Annotated in this window: 25 protein-coding genes; 14 read left to right on the top strand and 11 right to left on the bottom strand. The window is 57.7% G+C overall.

What is annotated here, in order from left to right; all coding sequences use genetic code 11:
• Nucleotides 1-82: 82 nt before the first annotated feature.
• The gene (locus tag CLV84_RS20235; protein ID WP_104421665.1) at nt 83-1,075 is read left to right on the top strand and encodes a S66 peptidase family protein; all 993 of its coding nucleotides are present in this window, start codon (nt 83-85) and stop codon (nt 1,073-1,075) included.
• Nucleotides 1,076-1,106: 31 nt separating this feature from the next.
• On the opposite strand, the gene CLV84_RS20230 is transcribed toward CLV84_RS20235, so the two are convergent.
• Nucleotides 1,107-1,523 carry an RDD family protein gene (locus CLV84_RS20230; protein WP_104421664.1) on the bottom strand — a complete coding sequence of 139 codons (417 nt, stop codon included), beginning with the start codon at nt 1,521-1,523 and terminating at the stop codon, nt 1,107-1,109.
• 570 nt (nt 1,524-2,093) lie between these two features.
• On the opposite strand from CLV84_RS20230, the gene CLV84_RS20225 reads away from it, so the two are divergent.
• Nucleotides 2,094-3,188 (top strand): CgeB family protein, encoded by a 1,095-nt coding sequence (locus CLV84_RS20225; RefSeq protein WP_104421663.1) that lies wholly within the window; start codon nt 2,094-2,096, stop codon nt 3,186-3,188.
• On the opposite strand, the gene yaaA is transcribed toward CLV84_RS20225, so the two are convergent.
• The 3 genes from yaaA to rseP all read right to left on the bottom strand — a co-directional run bounded on the left by yaaA (nt 3,185) and on the right by rseP (nt 5,860).
• Nucleotides 3,185-3,937 (bottom strand): peroxide stress protein YaaA, encoded by a 753-nt coding sequence (gene yaaA, locus CLV84_RS20220; protein WP_104421662.1) that lies wholly within the window; start codon nt 3,935-3,937, stop codon nt 3,185-3,187. The two genes, CLV84_RS20225 and yaaA, sit on opposite strands and share 4 nt — an antisense overlap.
• Before the next feature lie 2 nt (nt 3,938-3,939).
• Nucleotides 3,940-4,449, bottom strand: coding sequence for an iron-sulfur cluster co-chaperone HscB C-terminal domain-containing protein (locus CLV84_RS20215; protein WP_104421661.1), 510 nt, complete (start codon nt 4,447-4,449; stop codon nt 3,940-3,942).
• Between the two features lie 67 nt (nt 4,450-4,516).
• Nucleotides 4,517-5,860, bottom strand: coding sequence for an RIP metalloprotease RseP (gene rseP, locus CLV84_RS20210; RefSeq protein WP_104421660.1), 1,344 nt, complete (start codon nt 5,858-5,860; stop codon nt 4,517-4,519).
• A gap of 287 nt (nt 5,861-6,147) precedes the next feature.
• Between rseP and CLV84_RS20205 the strand changes: the two genes are divergently transcribed.
• From CLV84_RS20205 to CLV84_RS20190, 4 genes are read left to right on the top strand one after another with little or no spacing between them, the layout of a single operon-like run.
• Entirely contained in the window at nt 6,148-6,999 is an 852-nt protein-coding gene (locus CLV84_RS20205) for a prephenate dehydratase (protein WP_104421659.1), read from the top strand.
• A gap of 2 nt (nt 7,000-7,001) precedes the next feature.
• Nucleotides 7,002-8,210: a pyridoxal phosphate-dependent aminotransferase gene (locus CLV84_RS20200; protein WP_104421658.1), complete on the top strand. Its 1,209-nt coding sequence runs from the start codon at nt 7,002-7,004 to the stop codon at nt 8,208-8,210.
• Nucleotides 8,207-9,049 (top strand): prephenate dehydrogenase, encoded by an 843-nt coding sequence (locus CLV84_RS20195; protein ID WP_104421657.1) that lies wholly within the window; start codon nt 8,207-8,209, stop codon nt 9,047-9,049. The genes CLV84_RS20200 and CLV84_RS20195 overlap by 4 nt, the downstream gene beginning before the upstream one ends.
• 6 nt (nt 9,050-9,055) lie before the next feature.
• Nucleotides 9,056-10,135: a chorismate mutase gene (locus tag CLV84_RS20190; protein ID WP_104421656.1), complete on the top strand. Its 1,080-nt coding sequence runs from the start codon at nt 9,056-9,058 to the stop codon at nt 10,133-10,135.
• Nucleotides 10,136-10,439: 304 nt separating this feature from the next.
• Here CLV84_RS20190 and CLV84_RS20185 read toward each other — a convergent pair whose 3' ends face one another.
• The 3 genes from CLV84_RS20185 to CLV84_RS20175 form a co-directional block, all read right to left on the bottom strand.
• A complete protein-coding gene (locus CLV84_RS20185) occupies nt 10,440-10,739 on the bottom strand; it encodes a putative quinol monooxygenase (protein ID WP_104421655.1) in 300 nt (99 codons plus the stop codon).
• Nucleotides 10,740-11,277: 538 nt separating this feature from the next.
• Nucleotides 11,278-12,375, bottom strand: a complete 1,098-nt coding sequence (gene ychF / locus CLV84_RS20180; RefSeq protein ID WP_104421654.1) for a redox-regulated ATPase YchF — start codon at nt 12,373-12,375, stop codon at nt 11,278-11,280.
• A gap of 62 nt (nt 12,376-12,437) precedes the next feature.
• Complete coding sequence (locus CLV84_RS20175) at nt 12,438-13,067, bottom strand: rhomboid family intramembrane serine protease (protein ID WP_104421653.1); 630 nt, start codon at nt 13,065-13,067, stop codon at nt 12,438-12,440.
• 49 nt (nt 13,068-13,116) lie between these two features.
• Here CLV84_RS20175 and CLV84_RS20170 point away from each other — a divergent pair, with 49 nt between their 5' ends.
• Nucleotides 13,117-13,539, top strand: a complete 423-nt coding sequence (locus tag CLV84_RS20170) for a Dabb family protein (protein ID WP_104421652.1) — start codon at nt 13,117-13,119, stop codon at nt 13,537-13,539.
• Here the strand turns inward: CLV84_RS20170 and CLV84_RS20165 are convergent.
• Genes CLV84_RS20165 through pyrR form a run of 3 tightly spaced genes read right to left on the bottom strand, consistent with a single transcriptional unit; the run spans nt 13,534 to nt 16,238 of the window.
• A complete protein-coding gene (locus CLV84_RS20165) occupies nt 13,534-14,745 on the bottom strand; it encodes a 1-acyl-sn-glycerol-3-phosphate acyltransferase (RefSeq protein ID WP_104421651.1) in 1,212 nt (403 codons plus the stop codon). The genes CLV84_RS20170 and CLV84_RS20165 overlap by 6 nt on opposite strands.
• Nucleotides 14,746-15,690 (bottom strand): aspartate carbamoyltransferase catalytic subunit, encoded by a 945-nt coding sequence (locus CLV84_RS20160; protein ID WP_104421650.1) that lies wholly within the window; start codon nt 15,688-15,690, stop codon nt 14,746-14,748.
• Between the two features lie 8 nt (nt 15,691-15,698).
• Complete coding sequence (gene pyrR / locus CLV84_RS20155) at nt 15,699-16,238, bottom strand: bifunctional pyr operon transcriptional regulator/uracil phosphoribosyltransferase PyrR (RefSeq protein ID WP_104421649.1); 540 nt, start codon at nt 16,236-16,238, stop codon at nt 15,699-15,701.
• A gap of 111 nt (nt 16,239-16,349) precedes the next feature.
• Between pyrR and CLV84_RS20150 the strand changes: the two genes are divergently transcribed.
• The 3 genes from CLV84_RS20150 to folE are packed head-to-tail and all read left to right on the top strand — an operon-like array spanning nt 16,350 to nt 19,083.
• Nucleotides 16,350-18,029 carry a GNAT family N-acetyltransferase gene (locus tag CLV84_RS20150; RefSeq protein WP_104421648.1) on the top strand — a complete coding sequence of 560 codons (1,680 nt, stop codon included), beginning with the start codon at nt 16,350-16,352 and terminating at the stop codon, nt 18,027-18,029.
• Between the two features lie 28 nt (nt 18,030-18,057).
• On the top strand, nt 18,058-18,483 hold the full coding sequence (locus CLV84_RS20145; RefSeq protein ID WP_104421647.1) for a 6-pyruvoyl trahydropterin synthase family protein: 426 nt from the start codon (nt 18,058-18,060) through the stop codon (nt 18,481-18,483).
• A gap of 3 nt (nt 18,484-18,486) precedes the next feature.
• A complete protein-coding gene (gene folE / locus CLV84_RS20140; protein ID WP_104421646.1) occupies nt 18,487-19,083 on the top strand; it encodes a GTP cyclohydrolase I FolE in 597 nt (198 codons plus the stop codon).
• A 198-nt stretch (nt 19,084-19,281) separates the two neighbouring features.
• On the opposite strand, the gene CLV84_RS20135 is transcribed toward folE, so the two are convergent.
• Entirely contained in the window at nt 19,282-20,589 is a 1,308-nt protein-coding gene (locus CLV84_RS20135; RefSeq protein WP_104421645.1) for an aspartate kinase, read from the bottom strand.
• Nucleotides 20,590-21,170: 581 nt separating this feature from the next.
• Between CLV84_RS20135 and CLV84_RS20130 the strand changes: the two genes are divergently transcribed.
• The 4 genes from CLV84_RS20130 to CLV84_RS20115 all read left to right on the top strand — a co-directional run bounded on the left by CLV84_RS20130 (nt 21,171) and on the right by CLV84_RS20115 (nt 25,588).
• Nucleotides 21,171-22,520 carry a (Fe-S)-binding protein gene (locus CLV84_RS20130; protein ID WP_104421644.1) on the top strand — a complete coding sequence of 450 codons (1,350 nt, stop codon included), beginning with the start codon at nt 21,171-21,173 and terminating at the stop codon, nt 22,518-22,520.
• A gap of 17 nt (nt 22,521-22,537) precedes the next feature.
• Nucleotides 22,538-23,323, top strand: a complete 786-nt coding sequence (locus CLV84_RS20125; protein ID WP_104421643.1) for a (Fe-S)-binding protein — start codon at nt 22,538-22,540, stop codon at nt 23,321-23,323.
• Nucleotides 23,324-23,366: 43 nt separating this feature from the next.
• Nucleotides 23,367-24,863, top strand: coding sequence for a xylulokinase (locus CLV84_RS20120; protein ID WP_104421642.1), 1,497 nt, complete (start codon nt 23,367-23,369; stop codon nt 24,861-24,863).
• A gap of 62 nt (nt 24,864-24,925) precedes the next feature.
• The gene (locus CLV84_RS20115; RefSeq protein ID WP_170067801.1) at nt 24,926-25,588 is read left to right on the top strand and encodes a DUF2064 domain-containing protein; all 663 of its coding nucleotides are present in this window, start codon (nt 24,926-24,928) and stop codon (nt 25,586-25,588) included.
• The last annotated feature ends 31 nt before the right edge of the window (nt 25,589-25,619 follow it).

The raw sequence follows: 25,619 nt of genomic DNA, 5'->3' as shown, positions 1-25,619 counted from the left end.
CACTAGATTACATTTTGTAGTCCCATTTACAACGCCCCCCGTATCCCACGGGGGGCGTCTTTGTTTGGGTATCTTCACGGACATGGACCGTAGAAGATTCACCGCCGCCCTGGCCACCGGATTGGCCTTACCGTTTACGACTTCCGCCGCACCCGCGCCCCGGCGCCCCCTCCTGCCTGCCCGCCTGAAGCGGGGAGACACCGTCGGCCTGATCACCCCCGCCAGCTTTATTGACGATGACTCCCTGCAACGGGCTTACCAGCAAATCGAAGGACTTGGGCTCACCGTGAAACCCGGCCGCTACCTGCGGTCGGAGCACGGATTCCTTGCCGGCAGCGACCGCGAACGGCTGGACGACCTGCACGCGATGTTCGCCGACCGGGATGTCAAGGCCGTCTGGTGCGCCCGGGGAGGGTACGGCAGCGCCCGCCTGCTGCCCGCACTTAACTACGACCTGATCCGCCGTAATCCCAAGATCCTGATCGGCTATAGCGACATCACCGCGCTGCTCAATGCCATTACCAACCAAACCGGATTGGTCACCTACCACGGTCCGGTAGGAAGCTCGGAATTCACGCCTTACACCGAGCGTCACATGCGCAATGCCCTGCTCGAAGGGGAGGCGTGGCAGCGCATCGAACTGCCGGATGGCGCCACGGAACAGTACATTATTCACCCCGGCATCGCCACCGGAAGCCTGTGGGGCGGCAATCTGAGTTTACTGGCCGCCATGGTGGGAACGAAAGCCGTGCCCGACCTGGAGGGGAAGGTATTATTCATTGAGGAAGTAGGGGAGAAGCCGTATCGCGTCGACCGGATGCTCACCCAACTACGGCAGGCCTGGCAACTGCAACGCTGCGCCGGAATTATGCTCGGCCTTTTCCACGATTGCGAGGCCGACGCCGGCGACCGATCCCTGACGCTGCGGGAGACGCTGACCGACCGACTCGGAGACTTGGGTATTCCGGTTGCCTACGGACTACCGATCGGCCACATCAAGGATATGTGTACGTTGCCGGTAGGAGGAACCGTCCGTTTTAGCGCCCTGGATTTTTACATCGAGCCTTCCGTTTAGGCGCCGGCGCGCGGGTGCTTCGCTAAATCAGTTAACCGTTGAGCTTGACCCGTTCCGTCTTGGCCACGTAATCGTGTAGAAAGCGATGATTTTCGCTAAACAGGGCAAAAACCAGCAGTACCGGAAAGGTGAAGAGCGTAAAAGCCTTGAGGCCGGAGCGTACGACCCGGGTAGCCATTTCCGGCTCCTCACCCGTTTCGCTAGAGATAATCGTGGACCGGCGGAGCTCCTTCAGTTCATCGTGATAATCGACGATGGACCAATACAGCGTTCCGCCGAGCAGGGTGACCAGGCCGACGTTGCCTCCGTCGAGGAGGATCCTCAGCCAGCTTTCGGAATCGTAGTCAAAGGGTAATTCGCCCCGGAACACCAGAAACTGCAATCCGATGACGAAGAGCATAACGAGGCAGTCGACGAGGTAGATCAGGTAGCGTGCACAGACATTCATGGGGTAATGGTTTATTCGTCTAAACTAGGCCCGGGCCCACCCCAGCCCAAAAATGGTCGACGCAAATCCCTAAAAACCCGACGAACGTGGTTAGGCGGCATATAATCATTCAAAGACCTATAAATCAGTGATTTACCAACCTTGGGAGTGCGAAATTAGGCCTCCGGGATCGGAACGTAACCCGCTGTATCGTCCTGGTATGTAACCGGATTGAATAGGAAATTTAGGGTAATAAACCACCTAAAATGAACACCCCGATCACCCTGCGCAAGCGCCACCTTTTGTTACTCGGATCTCTTTTCTGGTTTTGCTTTTCCCTCGGCTGGCTGGCCGGCTACCTTCCGTAGGGGAAGCACTAGCGGTTGCGGGTTAGCGTACGCCTGATCCGCGGCCGATTACCACGTCCGGTAGAGGAACCGGTACTACGGGAAAAACATTTCCGATGCCGTTACGTGGGCTTTCCGCGGGATTGCTGGATAATACCGGGCCGCGTCGCGCAAACGACGGGATTTAAGCTTTTCGTAACGGTCTGCTGGTTGACCAACGGCCGCCACTGCGTACCTTGTTCCCGTGAATTTCGCCAATCAGACATTGGACCTGGTCATTATCGGTCGCTCCATCCTCAGCAGCGTTGCTAACCCCGGCGCGGAACTCTACCGGGGGCTGATCAATGAATTGGCGCACCATGGCCACCGCACCACCTACCTGGAGCCCCGGGAGCGCGGCCGTAAAGCCCCCCGCGACATGCTCCGGTCGCCCTACTGCGAGGTATGGACCTACGACGACGTGGATACTTTGCTCAGCGAATACCTGCCGGTGATCGCTTCGGCCGACCTCGTCCTTCTCGGAAGCGGATTGCAAGAGTGCGACCGCATTGCCGCCTGGATCGCGGAGGAGGCCCGGGGAATCAAGATTTACTACGATACCGACCTGTGCCAGACCTTGCGACACCTGGATTCGGGAAACCACATCCGGGATACTTCCCGGCTCAGCCACCATACCATTCAGTCGTTTAACCTCTATTTGTCGACCACCGGTGGCCCGGCCCTTCAGCGATTGTCGGCCGACTACGGCGTATCCTGCGTACGCCCCCTCTACGAGAGCATCGATCCGTTCTCCTTTTACCGGATGGACATTGAGGTCAACTACGATCTCGGTTTTATCGGCACCTTCAAGCCCGAGCGGCAGTACCTCCTGGAAACGCTTTTGCTCGAGCCGGCGCGTATCACGCCGAACCGGCAGTTTGCCCTGGCGGGAGACGGCTACCCCTTCGCCTCCATCTGGCCGCAAAACCTGACCTATTTGGAACACCTCCCCGAAACCAATCGGGTAGATTTTTACAACCGACAAGCCTGTACCCTCATCCTCGGGAAAAGCGATCGACGCGAATACGGCTATACCCCGCCCCGACAGATGCTGGCCGCGGCTGCCTGCGGCGTGCCGGTACTTACCGAAAACTGGGACGGGGTGGATGAATTCTTCGAGGTGGACCGCGAGCTTTTTTGCGTCAATGACGAGCAGGATGTACTGGATATTCTTTACGGTACCGACGAAGCTACCCGGCGGAAAGTAGGGACCGCGGCCCGCGAACGGGTATTGTCAAGCCATACGACCGCCCAACGTGCCCAACAGCTGCTGGGGTACTGGGAGGAGATCGCGGATTAATCTTTTACGTACATCCAATCGTCCTCCGTGCTGTGTTCCGGGGAGTAGATGTAATCATTGACTACCAGGTCCTTGAGCGGTTCCGCTTCTCGAATCCCTTCCAGGGTGATTAACCGCGCCATCATGCCCCGGGCGCGTTTTCCGTTGAAAGTGATGAAGCGGAGTTTACCGTTCCTTCTTTCCTTGAACTGCACGTTTAATACCCGTCCCCGGAGCTTGCCGAAGTTCAGGCTTTTGGTGTACTCTTTGCTGGCGAGGTTCAACACGAGCCCGGTGCCGTCTTCGTCCAGATCCTGATTGAGCAGGTCGGTGATTTTATCGCCCCAGAAGTCGTAGAGGTTAGCCCCCCGGTCGGTTTCCAGACTGGTTCCCATTTCCAGACGATAGGGCTGCATCACATCCCGGGGGCGAAGAAGTCCGTACAGTCCCGATAACATCCTGATCTGCCGGTTGGCGAAATCAAGTTCCCGTTGGGTAAAGTCAGCGGCCTGCAGATCTTGGTACACATCTCCCTTAAAGGCCAGCAGCGCCGGTTTGCCGATTGCTTCCCGCTGGTGACGCTGGAACCGATCGTGGTTGAGGGAGGCGAGCTTTTCGCTGATCGACATCAGGTCCATCAGTTCCGCTTCGGATTTCTTCTTCAGAATGTCAACTAACGCGTTCGTATCTTCCAGAAATCGGGGCGCCGTAGTCGGGGCCTCCACTTCGGATAAGTCCAGCGTTTTGGCCGGCGATAGCAGGATAAGCATGATTATATTTTTTCGCGCAGTCGCATCAGGTACCGCCGTTTGAGGTAGTAATCCGCGAGCAACCGCAGATCGGCTTCGGAAACCCTGTCATTATCATACCCCGCCATAAGGGGGCCCACTTTCCGATCCAGATCGCCTTCTAACTGGTCGATGAGCCCTTCGACCTTGAGCCGGACGGCGGGGTCGTCTTCGAATTCCAACTCCATCAGCGCTTCGTTGACGTCCATGATTTCCATGAGGAACTCCTGGGGCACTTCGTTCTTTCCTTCCTCGCCCAGCGCACCGTGCAGTTCCAACAGGTGGCGCAGGCGCTGGTCGTCATCGGCGAGAATCTTATAGGCCTCGTTGTTTAGCGTACTCTTTTCCAGCACTTCCCGTTGGATAGCTTCGTCCTCGAGGGTATGAAAATCGGGATGGAACCGTTTACTGTTAGCATAAAATGATTTTTTCAGTTCGGCGAGGTCAACCCGGGGGGAAGGGCGCAGACCGAAAAATTCGAAGTAATTAGGCATGAAGTGGGGTTAGCGGGCGGCTTGTACCGAGAGCGATCGCTCCGCGGCAGCGAATGAATTAGAGGGTTTAACTGTTGATCCAGCGCCAGATGTCCAGTCCGTTGGCAAGCACGACCAGTCCCAGCACGATGACGAAGCCGACCATGGTGGCGCGCTCCATAAACTTATCGCTCGGCTTGCGCCCCGTCACGACTTCGTAGAGCAGGAACATCACGTGACCTCCGTCGAGGGCAGGGATCGGCAGCAAGTTCATGAAGGCGAGGATCAGCGAAAGCGATGCCGTCATGTACCAGAAGCGCTCCCACACCCAGACATTGCCGAACATGCCTCCGATGCTCGCGAATCCTCCCAGGCTTTCGGTCACCTTTATGTTTCCGGCAAACATCTGCCCGAAGGCCTTGAACTGGTCGCCGAGGAAGTTGACGCCCTGGTCAATGCCGGCGGGGATGGCCTCCAGGAATCCGTATTCCTGCCGTTCCGTGTCGTAAAAATATTCCGGTGGAGCCACGCCGATGCCGATGCGTCCCTCCTCGGTTAGCGTAAGGGGTACTTCCCGAACTTGCTGGGTTTCCTTTGTTTCGACGCCAAGGGTAACGGTCTGTCCTTTATTATCCATCAGTACTTCGGTGACCTGGTCGAAGTACGGGGTAGGGGTGCCGTTCACACTGACGATGCGGTCCTCCTTCCGCAGGCCGGCCTCGTCCGCCGGGCCGCCCGCGACTACGTCCCCAACCACCAGGGGGATACGCATGGTGAACAGCCGGCTATTCTTGTTCTCGTAGCGGGTAAGGAGGTCGGTCCACTTGGGGTCGACGTCGACGGTCAGCTGCCGGTCGTCTCGGAGCACCTCGATATCGCGGGCGTTATTAATGGCGATCTCCCGCAGCACGATCCGGTCATTGAACCGCTCGAAGGGGGCGTCGCCGACGGAGAGAATCCGGTCGCCGCTCTCCAGGCCGATTGCTTGCCCCAGGCTGTCTACGGCAATACCGGCCGTGACGTTCTCCGCGGGAAAGTACTCCTCCCCGTAGGCAAAGAGTACCATGGCGTAGATGAAAAAGCCGAGAATGAAATTGACCGTCACGCCACCGAGCATGATGATGAGCCGTTGCCAGGCCGGCTTCGAGCGAAACTCGTAGGGCTGAGGCTCCTGGTCCATTTGGTCGGTATCGAAGCTTTCGTCGATCATCCCGCTGATCTTGACGTATCCGCCCAGGGGTAGCCATCCAATACCGTACTCGGTTTCCCCGATCTGTTTCTTGAACAAACTGAAGCCGGGATCGAAAAAGAGGTAAAATTTTTCGACGCGGGTGCCGAAAAGTCGGGCGGGCAGGAAGTGGCCGAATTCGTGCAAGACGATCAAAATGGAAAGGCTCAGGACCAGCTGTCCGACGGTAATCAAAGTATCCATGCAGTAAAATTAGCCACCGGGGGTCAAAACGCGGCCCGGGTCATAAAGTAACCAGTCTTCGACCCGATGGTTGAGGAAGATCTTTCTGTAGGACGTTGCCACAACAACATTTTGTGGTACGAAAACAAGGCCGTAGGTTTGTGGCATAATGACGAAAACGACTTCCTATTTCTGGTTTAGCTTTTACCGCCTACGCGAGTAGGGGACGCTGAACGTTTGAAATCGAAAGTCACAGCAGAAGCGGTCCCCCCCATCCAGGGAGCCGCTTTTTTTATTGCTAACATCCTATGCCACCAATTGCCGCCCTTCGACAACTCCGCGTCAGTATCCAGGGATACGCCGGCGCTTTTCACGAAGCTGCCGCCCGGATGCACTTTCAGGACCGTGAGGTTGTGACCGTGCCCGGCCACACTTTCGCGGAAGTCATCAGCCAGGTGGAAGCGGGGGAAAGCGACGTAGCGCTCATGGCCATCGAGAATACCCTCGCCGGCAGCCTTATGTCCAATTACGATCTCCTGCAACGGTCGTCACTGCGCATCACCGGAGAGGTTTACCTCCGTATCCGCCAGAATCTGATGGCCCTACCGGGCGTGAAGATCGAGGAGCTGCGGGAAGTGTACTCCCACCCGATCGCCCTCATGCAGGTTCGGGAGTTTTTCCAGGCGTGGCCAAAAATTCAGTTGGTAGAGTCGGCCGATACCGCCCTGAGCGCCCTGCACGTAAAGGAGAAAGGGGTTCGTACCCGCGGCGCGGTAGCGGCCAGCATAGCCGCCAGCCTGTACGATCTGGAAATTCTGGCCCACGGTATCGAGACCAATAAACTGAACCATACCCGCTTTCTCGTGCTGGAGCGCGGCCGGAATACCGACGGCGACCGCGGTGACAAAGTGAGTATGAGCTTCAGCACCAGCCACGAGGCCGGAAGCCTCTCCCGGGTGTTGATGGTACTGGACGCCTACAAAATTAACCTGACCAAAATTCAGAGCACGCCGATCGTCGGTCGCCCGTGGCAGTATCGCTTCTACGTCGATTTTATGCTCAACGGCAACATCACCCTGGCCGAAGCCCTGGCCGGCATCCGTCCGATCACCAAAGAACTGCGCATCCTGGGCGTGTACCCCTCCGGAGAAAAACCCTGACTATGACCACCCCGACCACCTTTGCCCCCATCATTCCGGTCAGCGATCGCCTGGGAGACACCGAGGAATACTATTTCAGCACCAAACTGCGGGAGATCGCCAGGCTTCGCGGACAGGGAAAGGATATCCTGAACCTGGGAATCGGAAGTCCCGACCTGCCCCCCGCTCCCGAAGTGCTGCGCGCGCTGACCCGGTCTGCCGAACGCCCCGATTCCCACGGCTATCAGCCCTATACCGGTCGCCCCGAGCTGCGCCGGGCCTTCGCCGGCTGGTACGATCGCTACTTCGGCGTTTCCCTCGATCCCGAACAGGAGTTGCTTCCGCTCATGGGCAGTAAGGAAGGTATCATGCACGTGAGCATGGCCTTTATCAATCCCGGCGACGAAGTGCTCGTTCCCGATCCGGGTTACCCCACCTACCGTTCCGCTACCGAGCTGGCCGGGGGTACCGTGCGGAGCTACTCTTTAAACGAGGCAAGCGGTTGGTTGCCAGACCTGAATCGCCTGGAGAGTGAAGGATTGGATCGGGTTAAAATCATGTGGGTGAATTACCCGCACATGCCAACCGGTGCCATGGCCACTCCGGATTTCTTCCGGGAGCTGGTTCAATTCGCCCGCCGGAACCGCATCTTGCTCGTGAACGACAATCCGTACGCCTTCATCCTGACCGACACGGTGCAGAGCTTGCTGTCCGTACCCGGCGCCCGGGAGGTAGCTCTGGAGTTGTCCAGCCTGAGCAAAGCGCAGAACATGGCGGGCTGGCGAGTCGGAGCCCTGGCTGGGGCGGCGGCCTACTTGCAGACGGTGTTGCGCTTCAAGTCGAATATGGACAGCGGGATGTTCCTGCCCGTCCAGGAGGCCGCCGTGGTGGCGCTCGGGCTTGGTGACGAATGGTACCGCCAGCTCAACGCCGTCTACCGTAGCCGCAGGGAGGTCGCTTTTCGCATTATGGACCAACTGGGTTGCACCTACAGCCGCGAGCAGGTGGGCCTGTTTGTATGGGCCAGGTGTCCTCCGGATACGGACGGTTACGGTATCTGTGACCGGGCGCTTTACGACAAGGACGTCTTTCTTACGCCGGGCGGAATCTTCGGCGGGGCCGGCAAGCCGTACGTGCGGATCAGTCTCTGTAGCACCGAGGAACAACTGCAGGAAGCCCTGTACCGTTTGGGCGCCGGCGCGCAGGAGCAACAAAAGTCCCGTTCATTATGATCATCGGAATTATCGGCATCGGACTCATCGGTGGTTCCCTGGCCATCAGCCTGAAGGAAAGCGGGCTGGCCGAGCAGATCATCGGCATGGATGCCAGTCAGGCCAACCTCGATAAGGCCGTTCGCCGCCGGCTGATCGACGACGACCTCCCCCTGGAGGCCGGCATTCGGCTGGCCGATGTGATTATCCTGGCTACCCCCATGGACGCCATGCTCGACCTCCTGCCCGATTTGCTCGACATGGTACGCAAGGACCAGACGGTGCTGGACGTAGGCTCCACGAAGCAAACGCTACTGGACACGGTGGTAGACCACCCCAACCGGGGGCGCTTCGTAGCCTGCCACCCGATGGCCGGTACGGAATTCAGCGGTCCGGAGGCAGCCATCCCCCACCTTTTCGAAGGGAAAACCTGCGTCATCGTCGATGCCGAAGACAGCGACCAGGATGCCGTTGATACCGCCAAGCAGGTGTTCGGTACCGTCGGCATGCGCTTCACCCACCTCGAGCGGAACGCCCACGATCTGCACTGTGCCTACGTAAGTCACATTTCCCACATTGCCTCCTTCGCCCTGGCCCTCACGGTACTGGAAAAGGAAAAGGACGAGCAGCGAATTTTCGAGCTCGCGAGCTCCGGCTTTAGCTCAACGGTTCGTCTGGCGAAGAGCTCTCCGGATATGTGGGTGCCGATCTTCCGCCAGAACCGCGACCACGTACTGGACGTACTGGACGAGCACATCGAGCAGCTCTCCCGTTTTCGCACCCAACTAATTAAACGCGACTTTGATGGCTTTTACGAACGCATCCGTCGCGCCAATCAAATTGAAAAAATTCTAAAGTAGAAGACCATGGAAATGAATATCGGAAAAGTAATCCAGCCCACTCCCGGTCGCGGTGTCGTTATCGCCGGACCCTGCAGTGCCGAAACCGAGGGCCAGGTGATGCAGTGCGCCCGCGATCTCGCCAAACTCGGTCAGGTCGACCTCTATCGCTCCGGCATCTGGAAGCCCCGCACCCGCCCCGGCAGCTTCGAGGGGGTAGGGAAGGAAGGCCTTTCCTGGCTCAAAAGGGTCAAGGAAGAAACCGGACTGAAAACAACCACTGAGGTAGCGAATGCCAGCCACGTCTACGACTGCCTAAAGGCCGGTATCGACGTGCTGTGGCTCGGTGCCCGTACTACCGTCAATCCCTTCAGCGTACAGGAAGTCGCCGATGCCCTGAACGGCGCCGACGTGCCCGTGCTCATCAAGAACCCCATCAACCCGGATCTCGGACTCTGGATCGGGGCCGTAGAACGGATCTACAAAGCCGGCATCACCCGTATCGGACTGATCCACCGCGGTTTCAGCTACCACGGCGAAACCATCTACCGCAACGTACCGCGCTGGCAGATGGCCATCGAGATGAAGCGCCGCTTCCCCGATCTGCAGATGATCGTCGACAACAGCCACATCTGCGGACGCCGCGACCTGCTCGCCGAAGTAGCCCAGGAGGCGCTGAACCTCAACTACGACGGACTCATGACCGAGGTGCACCCCCGGCCCGATGAGGCCTGGTCGGACGCCGCCCAGCAAATCACCCCGGCCGTCTTCGGTGAACTGATCAAGAACCTCCGCCTCCGCAAGCCCACCGCCGACGAGGTAGAAATGGAACGCCTCACCGAGCTTCGCCGCCAGATCGATGAGATCGACAATGACCTGATCGGCATGATCGGTCGCCGGATGAAGCTTGCCGACCAGATCGGCGAATTTAAGGCCGAGCGCAACATCGCCGTCCTTCAGGAAAGTCGATGGGAGGAGGTTCTCCAAGAAGCCACCAAACAGGGAAAGGACCACGGACTGAGCGAGGAATTCATGGAAGGTTACCTCCGGGCTATCCACCAGGAGAGCATCGATCACCAGGATGCTATCGTGAATAAGGCTAGGTAGGGTTTTTAGTCTTTTAGTCGGGTAGTCTTTTAGTTCTTTAGTCGGGTAGTCTTTTAGTGGGGTAGTTCTTTAGTCGGGTAGTCTTTTAGTCGGGTAGTTTCTCTACGTATAATCGGTGATATGTCCGTGGTGACAGCTACCTGGAGGAAAACACGACAGATACTCCGTTCTATTTACAGTCTCTACCTGGAAGACTAAAAGACTACCGGCTAAAAGTCCGAAAAGCGACCCGACTAAAAGACTAAAGAACTAAAAGACTAAAGAACGAGCCGACTAAAAGACTAAAGAACTAAAAGACTACTACTCACTCCATTCCCATCACCAGATCAGCTTCCATCACCTGTGGCTTCCCCCTAAGGTGTGGCTTCAGTTTGGACTGGAACTCGGTATGCTCGTCATCAGCTACGTGCTGTTCGAAGTGGGCGTAGGTATCCCAGCATTCCATCGTAGCGAAACGCGCCGGGTTGTCACGATCGCGGATCAGGTAGAAAAAGAGGCAGCCTTCCTTGGCGCGACTCGCTTTAGAGTGCTCGCCGAAAGTGGAGGCAAATGCATCGGGGTTGTCAAGCTCGAACTGAGCGGTGAGATATAGTTGCTTGGACATGGTCGTTGAGTTTGCTCACCTAACTGTGGATGGGGAAGGGGGTTCACGGTGGCTACGAGGGAGGGCTGTTTCGATACCGGACACTCGAAGGTGGATTGCGCCGACACTTCGAGGTCCTACACGCCTCCCGACGGATGTTAAGACCTCGGAGTGTTTGAAGGACCTGCGAGGGTCTGGACAAGAGATTATCAACCGGACATACGGAGGTGGCAAACGCCGACGCTCCGAGGTCCTATTCGTTTCCCGAGGGAGTCGAAGACCTCGGAATGTCCGAAGGACCTGCGAGGCTCTGGATGGGTACGAACGAACCGGACACTCGGAGGTGGCTAGCGCCGACGCTCCGAGGTCCTATGCCTTTCCCTAGGGAGTTGAAGACCTCGAAGTATTCGAATGACCGGCGAGGCTCTGGGTTGGAACATACGAACCGGACACTCGAAGGTGGCTTACGCCGACACTTCGAGGTCCTGTAAGCCTCGTGAGGGATATCAAGACCTCGGAGTGTCCCAAGGACCTCCGAGGGTCTGGAATACCCGGTCGTTTATACGTTAAAGCGGAAGTGCATCACGTCACCGTCCTGCACTACGTATTCTTTGCCTTCGACGTTGAGCTTGCCATTATCGCGGGCACCGGATTCGCTGCCGTAGGTAACGAAATCGGCGTAGTGAATCACTTCCGCACGAATAAAGCCTTTTTCGAAATCGGAATGGATCACGCCAGCGGCTCCGGGTGCCTTGGTGCCGCGGGTGATGGTCCAAGCGCGGACTTCTTTTTCACCGGCGGTAAAGTAGGTGACCAGATCCAGCAGTTCGTAGCTGGCGCGGATGACCTTGTTGACACCGGGCTCGGTGAGCCCCATTTCCTCGATGAATTCGGCGCGTTCCTGTTTCGTTTCCAATTCGGCGATATCGGCTTCAATACCAGCGGAGATCAGGATGATCTCGGCGTTTTCGTCGGCTACCGATTCCCGGAAGGCTTTGGTGTGGACGTTACCGTCTTCGATGCTGTCTATATCGACGTTGCAGACGTAGAGAATTGGTTTACTCGTGAGAAGCAACAATTCTTCTACTACTTGCTGGCCTTCCTCGTCCGTTTCAAAGCTCCGGGCGGGCTTTTCACTTTCCAGGTGGGAAAGCAGGGCCTCACCTACTTCCACGATACGTTTGGATTCCTTATCGCCGCTTTTCGCGGTGCGCCGGAACTTTTCCACGCGTTTTTCTACCGTCTCGATGTCCTTGAGGATGAGTTCGGTGTCGATAATCATCTTATCGCGCACCGGATCCACGTTTCCGTCGACGTGCACGACGTTATCGTCTTCAAAGCAGCGGACGACGTGCAGAATGGCATCCGTTTCGCGGATATTACCCAGGAACTGATTTCCCAGGCCTTCGCCCTTGCTGGCACCCTTGATCAGGCCGGCAATGTCGACGATATCCACCGTAGTCGGGATGACCTTTTGGGGGTTGACGAGTTCTTCGAGTTTGTCCAGGCGGGGGTCCGGGACGGTAATCACGCCCAGGTTCGGATCCTTGGTGGCGAAGGGGTAGTTGGCAGCCAGCGCCTTGGCCGAGGTGAGGGCGTTAAAGAGGGTTGACTTCCCCACGTTCGGTAGGCCGACGATGCCGCATTTGAGTCCCATGAAACGTTTTATTTGCTAAAGGGCGGCAAAGGTACAACCTAGCCGGCTGCTTTACCAGCTTCCTAGAAGTTCGGCCCCTTGGGTTGCATCAGTTGCTCCAGGAAATACTGCATCAGTTCGGGTTGCAGACTCAACAGCAGAACCGAATACGTCACCAGGCCGAAAATTGCTCCCCAAAGGTGAGCGTTATGACCGATGTTGCCGCGCCCCTGTTTATCGGCGTAGTGGGAATATAGAATGTATCCGATACCGAGAAGAATAGCGGGCAGTGGCGGAAAAATAAACCAGTTCCAGGGGCCGAGCATGATGTAAGGCCAAAGCATGGCCGCTACGCCGCCGGAGGCGCCCAGACTGGCGTACATCCGGTTGTCTTGGTGCCGCAGGTAATCCGGTACGCTGGCGGCCACGATAGCTACGCAGTAAAATACCAGATACGCCAACTTGCCGAAGGTGGGGCCGAAGAGGTAGGAGGAAAAGATCGATTCGGCGGTTTGTCCGAATATGTACAGCGCGTACATGTTGAATAGCAAGTGCTGAAAATCGCCGTGCACGAAACCGTGGGTCAGGAAGCGGTAGTATTCCCCGCGGTCCTTGATCGCGGAAGGCAGAAACATCAGCTTGCTCTTCAGTTCCGGATTATTGAACGCCTGCCAGGAGATCAGGACGGTAATGAGGATGATTATGATCGTCATAAGTCGAATTTCGGTCGATGGGGCTATCTTTCCCGCATAACCATCATCAATGATCTACCGTACGCTATTGTTGCCTTCCGCACTTATTATCGCCTTCTTCCTGACGGCTTGTGGCGGAGATCAACCCGAAAATCAATCTACCAATATGGACGAAATGACCGATCCCGGCTTAGCTCACACCGTTTATTTCTGGCTGCAGGACAGCCTCACCCAGGCCGATCGCGCTAGCTTCGAGGAAGGGGTGCGCAGCCTGGAAAGCTCCCCCAGCGTACGCCGCTTGTTCCTGGGTAAACCCGCCGCTACGCCCTCCCGGGGCGTAGTTGACAACAGTTTCGATTACACGCTGATTCTCTGGTTCGATGACGTGGCCGGCCACGACGCATACCAAGTTTCCCCGGTGCACCTAAAATTCGTCGAGGACCACGAAGCCAAGTTTAAAGAGGTAAGGGTCTACGACCACAACAGCCTATAGTAAACCGGCCCGGAGCTCCCGCAATTCCCGCCGGAGCTCCGGACTAAGTTGGGTAAATCTTCTCGCTCGCCGCCAGGTAATCACGTCCTCAACGGTTCGTAGCGACCACCGTACCGTCAGAAGGCAGGCAAGGAGGTAGAGCTTCCAGGGCCAGGAGACGACGAACAGCAGGGGCAAGTACAGCAAGGTCCCGGCGGCCACTGCGGCAAAGCGCACGGGGCTGTAAAACTCGATTGTGGCCGGTCCGCGCAGCGCAACGATCTCCGCTACCAGCCAGAGCGGAAGCAACGGCAATAACAGGACTACGCCAAGCGGGCTGGCCGCTGGAAAGCGAGTCGGTCTGGCGCTTACCACATCCTCGTCGCGAAGGCCATGGGTTTGCAGTTGGGCGGCGTAGCGCAGGAACGGAGCCGGATCAACGGGCCGTTTGGCGGATTCCTCCAATTCAACCTGAACCTGCTTTCCGGAATGGGTGATTCCCGCAGGTGGATCCCCAAGGTTGTTTCTTGCCATGGCCAGGCGTACCTCACCGGCCGCGTTGTCCGTGGGCCTATCCGGAAGCTGGATGACGTGCTCCGATAGCGCAGCGCGCACCGATTCCGTAAGCTGACGAATGCCTTCGGCTTCGTTCATTCGAAAGGCGGCCAGGTAATCGCTGGTCCGCAGTGGTGCGCCGCAGCGAATCATTACGGTGGACCGATACCGTTCGGCTGCGGTAAAGTTGACCCCTACCGGAACGATGTATACCTCTCCGAGGGTAGCATCGCGATCCAGCGCTCCGAGCGCGATGCGGGCCGTTCCTTTCCGGAGCGGGCGAAGGTTTTTTTCGTGAATGCAGCGACCTTCGGCCAGGATCATGATCGCTTTGCACTGGCTTAGCGCCCGGTAGCACTGGGCGAAGGTTTCGTAGTTGCGGGATAGCTTGGCGTAGCCGCCGTCCTGAATACGGTAGACGGGCAGGATATTGAGCGCGCGCAGGGCTGCCGTAGCGAGTCGGTTCTTATAGAGGTCGCCCCGGGCCAGGAAGTGTAGCGTACGCGACTGGAAGCAGGCCAGCAAGCAGGGTTCGATGAAGGCGGTCGGGTGGTTGGCGGCCAGGATGACGGCTGCATTCGGGGGAATGTTGGCGAGCCCCGTGATATCAATATTTCGGAAATAGTAGCTCAGCACGTAGCGGGCTACCGGACGGACCAGGTGGTATACCATTTAAAGGTCGTTGCGGCGGGCGGCGAGTAAGTAGAGGACCGACATCCGGATGGCTACGCCATTTTCGACCTGTTGTAAAATGATGCTATGCTCCGAATCGGCCACTTCGGTGTCGATCTCCACGCCGCGATTGATGGGGCCGGGATGCATAATAATGATCGGTTTGTCGAGGCGATCGATACGGGCCTTGGTGATGCCAAAGTACCGATTGTACTCCCGCAGGCTGGGGATAAATTTCGTTTCCTGCCGCTCCAGTTGGATGCGCAATACGTTCGCGACGTCGCACCAGGCGAGGCTGTCCTGTACGTCGTGACTGACCTCGACGCCCAGGGCCGCGATGTGCTTGGGGATGAGGGTAGGGGGGCCACACACCCGTACGTGGGCACCTAATCGTTGCAGGCAGAATATATTCGACAACGCGACCCGGGAGTGGGTGATATCGCCGAAGATGCAGATGCGTTTACCGCGCAGCTCACCCCCCAGCGCGTCCCGCATGGAGAAGGCGTCTAAGAGGGCCTGGGTAGGGTGCTCGTGGGTGCCATCGCCGGCGTTGACAATACTGGCGTCGATCTTTTGGGAGAGGAAGTGGTGGGCGCCCGGAGCCGGATGGCGCATGACCACCATATCCACCTTCATGGCCAGAATGTTATTGACGGTATCCAGCAGGCTTTCGCCCTTTTTCACGGAAGAACTGGAAGCGCTGAAGTTGACCGTGTCGGCACTGAGCCGCTTTTCCGCCAGTTCGAAGCTAATGCGCGTCCGGGTGGAATTCTCGAAGAAGAGATTGGCGATGGTGATATCCCGCAGGCTCGGGACTTTTTTGATCGGCCGGTTGATAACCTCTTTGAACTCCCGGGCGGTATCCAGGATGAGCTCGACGTCGGCGGAGGTGAGGTACTTGATGCCGAGAACGTGCTTCGTGGAAAGTTGCTGAACGGAGGCCATACGGGAGTTTAGGATCCGAGAAGTAAAATTTGGTCCGCACCGTGCGTTTCCTGCCACTGTACGTCGACGTACTCGTCGGTCAGGGTGTCCACGAGCAGACCGCTATAATTGGCCTGAATGGGCAGGGTGCGGCGAAAGCGCCGGTCGACCATCACCAGTAGCTCTACCGTAGAAGGCCGGCCGTAGTGGTTGAGGGCCGTCATGGCACTAAGCACCGTACGACCGCTGAACAATACGTCATCGACTAGAATGACCCGCCGGTCTTCCACTAAAAATTCAATTTCGGTGGGATAAGCTTTAAGTGGACCTTGTTTGGTGCGAAAATCGTCTCGGTAGAAGGTAATGTCCAGCTTGCCGAAGGGGAGATCGGAGACGCCCAGTTCCTGTAGCCTGCGGTAGAGTCGGTCGGCAAGCTGTACGCCGCCGAGCTGGATACCGATCAGGCAGCTATTGGTAAAGTCGCCGTGTTCCTCGATGAGGTGGCGGCAAAGTCGCTCGATCGTGAGGGCGAAGCGCTGGCTGTCGTGTATAATCCGGATATCGGGCACGGGGCGAAGGTAGGAATTTACCCATTACGATGGGTGCCACGCCGGCTGCGTATCCGAACTACGCCATGCCTCGCCGGTTACTAGTATCCCATATATCCCTACCTACTAACCATGCAGTACCGCCCCGGCCGGGAAAGCGACTTCGGTCACCTGGAAACTTTCGTCTGGCAAGCCATTTTTCCCACCTTCGACGTACCCGGACTCACGGATTCCCAGCGGTCCGAGAACGATCGACTCGTGGAAGAAGCTAAAGGAACGGTGGAAGCGGCGCTACGGAGTAAGCGGCATACCGTCTGGGTTGCCTGGGATGAGAAGAAGCGCAGCCTGGCGGGCTATCTGGTCTTGCACCACCGTAGCGGAGCGTTGGCCGTTGTGGACCAGCTCATTGTGCGTAAGGGTGATCGGGGAACCGGCGTGGCCAAGACCCTCTGGGAGCATGCCGTGGAGACGGACGCACCCGGAAAGGAGTTGCTGGCCGCCGTGCGCTACTACAACGAACGGGCGCTGGCCTTCTTCGGCGGCCGGGGGCTGGAGAACACCGGCGAGTCGGCCGGAGATTTTGACATCCCGCGCATCCTACTCCGGAAGGAAGGAACAGTTAGCTCGGAGGAGGAAGATCCGGGTTACGATGATTTCCCCACCGAAGCGGACGAGGTCCACCTCGCACCGGTGTACGCGGAACTCCCCGACTATCAGCTCGCCACCGAGGAAGCGTTCGGTGAGGCTGGCTTCGATCCGGAAACTACCAGTCTGGACCGGGGACAGATCGAGGAAGTAGAAGACTTCATCGCCAAAGCGCGCCGCCTGAAGGCAGAGCAAGAGCGTCGGCAACATGCCACTTCCGGCAGCGGTCGGCATCCTGAAGTAGCCTTTGAGATCGACTACGGAAACCGCGAGGAGCCCGCCGAAACGGTAGAAGGGAAGAAGACGGAACGGGAAAAGGGCCCTTCGTTGGGTTTCGAGTTTGCGTTCGACGGGGAAAGCGAGGAACCCGCGCGCGGCGCCCAGAACGATGCCGAAAAAACGGAAGAGGAGACAGTCGATCATTTAGACCTGGAAGATCTCCCCGAGCCCGAGGAGGAGATGACCCCTGCCGAACTACGGGAAACCTTCGAGGATCGGCTGGGGGAACGGCTGACCGCCTACTTCGGTCCGGATGAGCTACCCCGCTACCTGACCGTGTACCGGAACGCCGAAAACTTCCACCGGATCCGCGACGCACAGCTCGCCAGCCTGAGCCAGTGGATCAACGGACGGCCGCCGGGCGGGAAGGTAGGGCAACGAAAAGACCGGGTGATGGGGGAGCTGATCGAATACTTCGTCGTGGAACCCGCCGCCGGACTGCACGATGGTCTTTTCCCCCAGAAAGTGCTTCGGTATCAGGGGACGGACTGGGAGCGAGTGGACCTTTTCCGAATGGTGATGGACTACCTGGATTTCCAGGCGGTTTCCGAGCAGGTGTACACCGATTTCGTGATCATCCCCCCGAAAGTCCTGAAGCGGGCCACTACGACTTACCTGCAAACGAGCCGCGACGAACGCTTGTTCTTCATTTGCGATCAGAGCATCTTCGGCGCTGGAAAACAGGGATTTGCCATGACTGATGCCGGTATTTACTGGAAGAACGTTTTGCAACCTCCCGGAGCGGCTACCTATACCACGCTGCGGCAGGTGATGGTACGGGACGATCACCTGCTCATTGACGGACAGTACTTTGATGCCGGCAAGCGTCTGAACGCCCAAGTAGCTTTGCTGCTCGATAAGCTACACCGGCTGGACCCACCGAAATAGTTACCTTTGCGCCCCGAAAATTAGCCTTATGCACTACGTTACCCGCCGCGAAACTTTCAACGCCGCCCACAAGCTGGCCCTGCCGACTTGGTCCGACGAGCGCAACCGGGAAGTATTTGGAAAGTGCGCCAATGCAAACTGGCACGGCCACAACTACGACCTTCGAGTGACCGTCTCCGGCAGCCCCGACCCGGTCACCGGCTTTGTAATGGATGCGAAAGTGCTTTCCCAGATCATCAAGCGGACGGTAGTCGACGTGTTGGACCATTCGAATTTAAACCTCGACGTAGACTGGTTCCGCGATCGCCTGCCCACTACGGAGAACCTGACTACGGCGATCTGGGAACGCTTGGTTGACGAGGTCAGTGCGGCCGGTAGCGCCCTCTACCGAGTAAGACTGTACGAAACTGAAAACATCTACGCCGACTACTACGGTCCGGCGGGAAGACCATAAATTATGCCCCACGATAAAGCGCTGGTCACCGACAAAGCGGTCACCGACCAATTAAGCGACCACTATTCGAGCATCATCACCGAGCTCGGCGAAGACGTTAGTCGCGACGGACTACTGAAGACGCCGGTGCGCGCCGCTAAAGCCATGCAGTTCCTCACTCAGGGATACGAAATGGACGCGGAGAATATCCTGCGGTCGGCCATGTTCGCGGAGGATTACTCCGAAATGGTCATCGTGAAAGACATTGAATTTTACTCTCTTTGCGAACACCACGTCCTGCCGTTTTTCGGTCGGGCCCATGTCGCGTACATTCCCGATGGTTACATCGTTGGCTTGAGTAAAATTCCGCGTGTCATCGAGGTCTTCGCCCGTCGCCTTCAGGTACAGGAGCGGCTTACCGACCAGATACTGCAGGCCATTCATACCACGCTTAATCCCCTGGGTGTAGCCGTGGTGATCGAGGCCCGTCACATGTGCATGATGATGCGGGGGATACAGAAGCAGAGCAGCGTGACGACCACGTCCGCCTTTACCGGCGCGTTTAAATCGGAGCGGACGCGGAACGAGTTTTTGAAGCTGATTACCAGCAATTTGCACTAGGCGGTTTACGGGATATATTTGGGGGTACTGGTCGTGCGAATACGCGTCGGACGAGTATTCGTCGCGCGAGATGTCGTCCGATGAGTTCTCGTCCGACGACTTAGCGTACGGACGACTTTCGATTCATCAACCCTGGCTTAGCCTATTAAAGGGAGGTTACGCCGCCCGATCAGGCGCTGCGCGCCACCCTGATCGTCACTATTCCAGCTTTTTGCGCCGCATGACGGGTACGTCCTTAACCACCATCTGGAGCGTAAGGGGGAGCCTGCCTTCCAGCATATTTACCTTGCCCCGGCGGAGGCTCTCGACTACTTCCGAGGTGTAGTGTCGAACGGTGATGAGTTCCAAGTCACGATCTACGGTGGTTTTGAAGTGCTCGTTAACCAGGGCACAGAAGCGCTCGACCCGATCGTCGATGTCATTGACGACCACGTTGAAGCTGATGGCCGTATTCTGCATCATATTGACTTGCAGTCGCGTCGTGGTGATGTGACCGAACAGTTCCTTGATGTGGTGCTCAGCGACGAAACTGAAGTCGCGGGTGCTGATGTTGATCAGCGCTTGATCCTTCTCTACGGCTACCATGGGGGGGTAGGCGTCTCCGGCGTCATCGGTAACGAGGGTGCCCGGCGCGTCCGGTTCGATGAAGGAGCGGACATACAGTGGGATGCTCTTATTCTGTAAGGGTTTGATCGTTTTCGGGTGGATGACCTTGGCACCGTAGTAGGTCATCTCGATGGCTTCCTTGTAGCTCAGCCGGTCGATCTTGGTCACGTGCTCGAACAGCCGTGGATCGGCCGTGAGTACACCGGGGACGTCCTTCCAGATACTCATGGACTCGGCATCCAGGCAGTAGCTGAATATGGCCGCGGAATAGTCGGATCCCTCGCGACCCAGCGTGGTGGTGTAGTTTTCGCTGGTATTACCAATGAATCCCTGGGTCAAAATAAAGTTTTTCTGCTCCAGCAGTGGCGGGAGTTGGCTTTGGGCGCGGGTCACCGTTTCCGGCCATTTTACCCACCCTTCGCGGTAGGTGTTGTCGGTTTGGATGATGTCGCGAGCGTCGACCCAGTTGGTGGACAGGCCGATCCGGTCTAGATAGGTAGCTACGATGTGACTGCTAACCAACTCTCCGAGGCTGACGATCTGATCGTAATCGAAGTCGTACTCCTCGTTGGGGGCCTCGTCCAGCGCCCATTCCACCGATACAAACAGGTCGTTAAGGGAAGCGGTGAGCGATTCCGGCACCTCGGCAAACAGCTCCTGGATGATTTCGGTGACCGAAGCGTGAATGGCGGTCAGTTTTTCTTTCGCGGCGGCCGGGTTGCCCTGCCAGTAACTGTTGGCCACTTCTTCCAGCGCGTTGGTGGTTTTACCCATCGCGGATACAATGATCACCAGCTTCTCACTGCTGAATTTTTGTAAAATGTTACCGACGTTACGAATGGCGGAAGCATCGCGGAGGGACGCGCCCCCGAACTTGAAAACTTTGGTTTGTTGCAGCATAGTGCCGCAAAGGTAAAAAGGAGTCGGGATGACGGCACCCTGAACCGGTGGTTGTTCCTGATTTTGCTTTGGGGGTGGATATTTGGGCGGCGGTTCCACCGATCACCAGGTCGCGGTTCGGCTATCCAAAGCAAGCTGGCCGAGCACCGACCTGACCGGTTGATTCAGGATTAGGGTTTCGGAAAAGAAGGAATGAATGTGAATGCTGAGGAGGGGCTTTGAGGGTGGGAGTCCCACCCAGGCCGCCGCCGCACAGCACCCACTCCGACCCGCACCACCGCCCACGCCGGTGGCCGTCCGTAACCGTGTCGGGCGACGGTCGGAGTGGAAAATGACCAATTTGCTCCACTCCCCGGATCCGGAAGCAGGGAGCAAATCGGTGTATGTGTGCAACGTTTGGGGAAGGCCAGGCCGGTAAAGCCGTCGGTAAGATAGGGCAAACTGGCAAACAAAACAATTTGTGTCGAAAAAACATTTTTCTCTTACGGCTATTATGATTTACCGTCCGTTGTCGGCAACGTACAGCGAATTTTCGCCGCCTTCCCTTGGGTCCCCCGCCACTGCATTATACCTTTACCCACATGGTACAGTCGATCGTTTTTGCCGTTGTTGCGCTGCTGGCGCTGGGCTTTGCCTATTTTCAGTTCAGTAAAGTCGCCGCCAATATCCGGTTGGGAAAAGACGAAGCCGTCACCGGGCCAGCGGGCGAACGGTGGAAGAATATGCTCCTGGTGGCCTTTGGACAGAAAAAAATGTTCAAGCGGCCGATCCCGGCGATCCTGCATTTCATGCTTTACGCCGCCTTCGTATTCACGCAGATCGAGCTGATCGAAATTTTTATCGATGGAATCTTCGGGGTGCACCGCTGGTTTCTCGGGCCACTCGGTGGCATGTACAACTTCATTATCAGCACCATCGAATTGCTTAGCGTGCTTGCTTTCGTGGCCACGGCGATCTTCCTGATCCGACGCAATGCCCTCTACATCCCCCGCTTCCATAAGCCGGAAATGAAGGGGTGGCCGAAACTGGATGCTAACCTGATCCTGGTCTTCGAACTGATCCTGTTGGCCTGCATCTTCACCATGAACGGTACGGACGTTGTTCTGCAGGACATGGACCCCGACCATTACCGACCGACCAACTTCGCCGTGAGTGGCGTCTTCGGACCGATGGTCTTCGGCGGAATGGAAGCCTCGACGCTTTACACCCTCGAACGGGTGGGGTGGTGGGGCCACCTGCTTATGGTCTTTGTATTTCTAAACTACCTGCCGAAGTCAAAGCACCTGCATATTCTACTAGCCTTCCCGAACACCTACTTCGCCCGGCTAAAGCCCCGCGGGGAAATGATCAATATGCCGGAGGTGATGAACGAGGTGAAGTCCATGATGGGACTGGGCGATCCCAACGCGCCGGAACCGGATATGAGTGCCGAGCTTCCCGAGTTTGGTGCTGACGACGTAAATGAAATGAGTTGGATCGACGTGCTCGGCGCTTACAGCTGTACGGAATGTGGCCGTTGCACCGCCGTCTGCCCGGCCAACATTACGGGCAAGAAGCTGAGTCCCCGGAAGATTGTCATGAATGTCCGCGACCGCGCCGAAGAGGTTGGCGGGAAGATCCGAAGCGGCAATATGGAGTTCGCGCCCGACAAGGAGGCCCCCCTCAGCGGTAGCAATTTCGACGACGGCCGTAACCTCTGGGACTACATCACCCGCGAAGAGATCCACGCCTGCACCACCTGCAACGCCTGCGTGGAGGCCTGCCCGATCCTGATCAATCCTTTGGAAATGATCAATAAGATGCGGCGCCACGAAATCCTCACCGAAGCCGCCGGACCCGCCGACTGGCGTCCGCTCTTCAACAGCATCGAAAATCAGCAGCGCGCCTGGAGCGTCGGCACCTCCCGCACCGCGTGGACCCAGGAATCCTAGCCCCAACCTATAGCCCAATGCAAGTAAAGACCATGGCGGAATTCGCCGCCGAAGACAAGCAACCCGAGATCCTGTTCTGGGTGGGCTGTGCCGGTTCCTTCGACGATCGCGCCCAGAAGATCACCCGGGCCTTTGCCGAGATCCTGACCGCCGCGGGCATCGAATTCGCCATTCTCGGCGACGAGGAGGCCTGCACCGGCGATCCCGCCCGCCGCGCCGGCAACGAATTCTTGTTCCAGATGGTCGCTCTGCAAAACATCGAGACCCTTAACATGTACGGCGTCAAGAAGATGGTCACGGCTTGCCCCCACTGCTTCAACACGATCAAGAACGAGTACCCGGCCCTGGGCGGTCACTACGATATCGTACACCACACCCAGCTACTGCAGGAGCTCATCAACGACGGCCGAATCAAAATGACCGAAGGCGGAGACTTCAAGGGGAAGCGGATCACCTACCACGACAGCTGCTACCTGGGGCGGGCTAACGGCATTTATGAAGCTCCGCGCGACGTCCTGCGATCGCTCGACGGCCAGCTGGTGGAAATGAAGCGCAGCCGACAGAACGGGCTCTGCTGCGGGGCCGGGGGCGCGCAAATGTGGAAGGAAGACGAACCGGGCGACAAGCGCGTCAATATGGAGCGCACCGACGAAGCACTCACCCTCAACCCGGACATCATCGCCGTCAACTGCCCCTTCTGCATGACCATGATGAACGACGGCGTGACCGGTCGCCAGGCGCAGGATAAGGTCATGGTATACGATCTGAGCGAATTAGTGGTCCGTAGTATGGCCCGGAGTTAAAATTGCGCTCTACATTGGGGGCCCTAACAAAAAAAGCCCCGCCATGTACTCGATCGGTTACGATATTGGTTCCTCATCCGTCAAAGCAGCCCTGGTAGAAGCGGCCACTGGAAAAGTGCTCGCCCGCGTCCAGGCGCCCGAAGAGGAAATGGACATGGATGCCCCCGAATCCGGTTGGGCGGAACAGGACCCGGAACTCTGGTACCGCTACGTGGTCGAAACCACCCAAAAGTTATTGGCGCGGACGCAGGTGCAAAGCGACCAGATCAAAGCAGTGGGAATCGGTTACCAGATGCACGGTCTCGTTCTCGTCGACAAAAACCATGAGGTGGTTCGGCCTTCGATCATCTGGTGCGACGGACGGGCCGTCGATACCGGGCACCGGGCTTTCAAAGCGATCGGGGCGGATGAATGCCTGAGTCACTGCCTTAACAGCCCCGGCAACTTCACGGCCGCCAAGCTCAAGTGGGTCGCCGACAACGAGCCAGACAACTATGCGCGCACCGCCCATGCCATGCTGCCCGGCGATTACATTGCCCTCCGCTTAGGCGGAGAGCCTACTACGACGATCACGGGTCTCAGCGAGGGCGTGCTCTGGGACTTTAAGGAAAAGCAACGGGCCGACCTGGTAATCGAGCAAATGCAATTGGACCGCGATAAGCTGTGCAAGGTCGTACCCGCCGTAGGGATGCAAGGCACCGTAACCGAAAAGGCAGCCGCGGAAACCGGACTAACCGCCGGCACGATTATCGGCTACCGGGCCGGTGACCAGCCGAATAACGCGATGAGCCTCAACGTCATTCGTCCCGGCGAAGTAGCGGCCACCGGCGGCACGAGCGGGGTAGTGTACGGGGTCACCGACCGGATGGCCTTCGACCCCGACCAACGGGTGAACAGCTTCGCCCACGTCAACTACACCGAAGACAGTAACCGCATCGGTATCCTACTCTGCATTAACGGTACGGGGATTGCCCATCGATGGATCCGCCAGCAAGTCTGCTCACCCGGCACCACCTACGAAAACATGGAGCTGCTAGCCGCCGAGGTGCCCATCGGGAGCGACGGTCTCCACTTTCTGCCCTTCGGTAACGGGCCGGAACGCATGCTCCAGAACCGGGAAGTCGGTGCCCGGCTGCTTGGCCTGGACTTCAACCGCCACGAGCGGGCCCACTTGGTACGCGCCGCCATCGAGGGGGTCGCCTTTGCCTTTGTGTACGGTATGAAGATCATGAAGGATTTGGGCGTCGAACTGAGCACGATCCGCGTAGGAAATGATAATATGTTTCAGAGCGAAGTATTCGCCTTTACCATTTCTACGCTCACTGGAGCGACCATCGAGATTCATAACACCAACGGCGCAGTCGGTGCAGCGCTGGCCGCGGGCGTCGCCGCCAGCATGAGTGCCGACCTGGACGCAGCGGTGGGCCAGCAGGAAGTGTTGGGAAGAATTGAACCACGGGAGGCGGATAAACCTGCCCTCGAGGCAGCATATGCCCGCTGGGAAACTTCCCTCCGGAACGCCCTCGCCGCAAACCGATGAACTGAAAAATGCGTAGCTCGTTTCGCCCATACGAGCTCGCAACACCTCGCGGTCCCCATGTCGTGAACCAGCCCACTGCCATCCTCCTCTTTAGCCGCTCCGCCTCAACGGAAGCGGTGACCAAATTCGGCGGATGTCGAAGGGGAGGACTGCGCGTAGCGAATGCATTGATCGGAAGGACGAAACGGACCTTGGACCGCGTCGGTCTACCGGTGATCCACTTCGACGAAGCCGCCCAGGTAGGTGATACCTTCGGGGACCGGCTCGACGGGTGCCTAAAAAGCGTTTTCTCCGAGGGATACGGGAGTGTAATCGTCGTTGGCAATGACTCCCCCGGACTAACCGTGCAGCACCTGCGCGCCGCCGCCCATCAGCTTACCGCAGGGAGGGACGTGCTCGGCCCGGACCGCCGAGGCGGGATTTTTCTAATCGGTATAAGGCAGTCTACCTTCGAAAGCGCCTCCCTGCGGTCTATCCCCTGGCAGACCAATGGGGTTTATCGGGAACTGCATCGGGTGCTCGGTACGCCGGAGCTACTTCGGCCACTGGCAGATTGTAATGGAGTAGAGGATATCCTGCTAAACTGGAAACGGTGGAAGGCCCGCCTTTCCGAGCTGTACGACATCGTGTGCGGCCGGACGGAAAGCGAATGGGAAGGAAAACGTAGCCGGCCGTGCATCGGCTGCCGCGATACCTTCGGGAGGGCTCCCCCGGCCAGAGCCTGACCGTGCCGCCCAACCTTTCCTTCCTTTAATA

This window comes from Neolewinella xylanilytica, from assembly GCF_002934605.1.
GTDB classification, from domain to species: Bacteria; Bacteroidota; Bacteroidia; order Chitinophagales; family Saprospiraceae; genus Neolewinella; species Neolewinella xylanilytica.
Note: the sequence above shows the minus strand (reverse complement) of the source record. Positions and strands in the feature narration are given on the sequence as shown.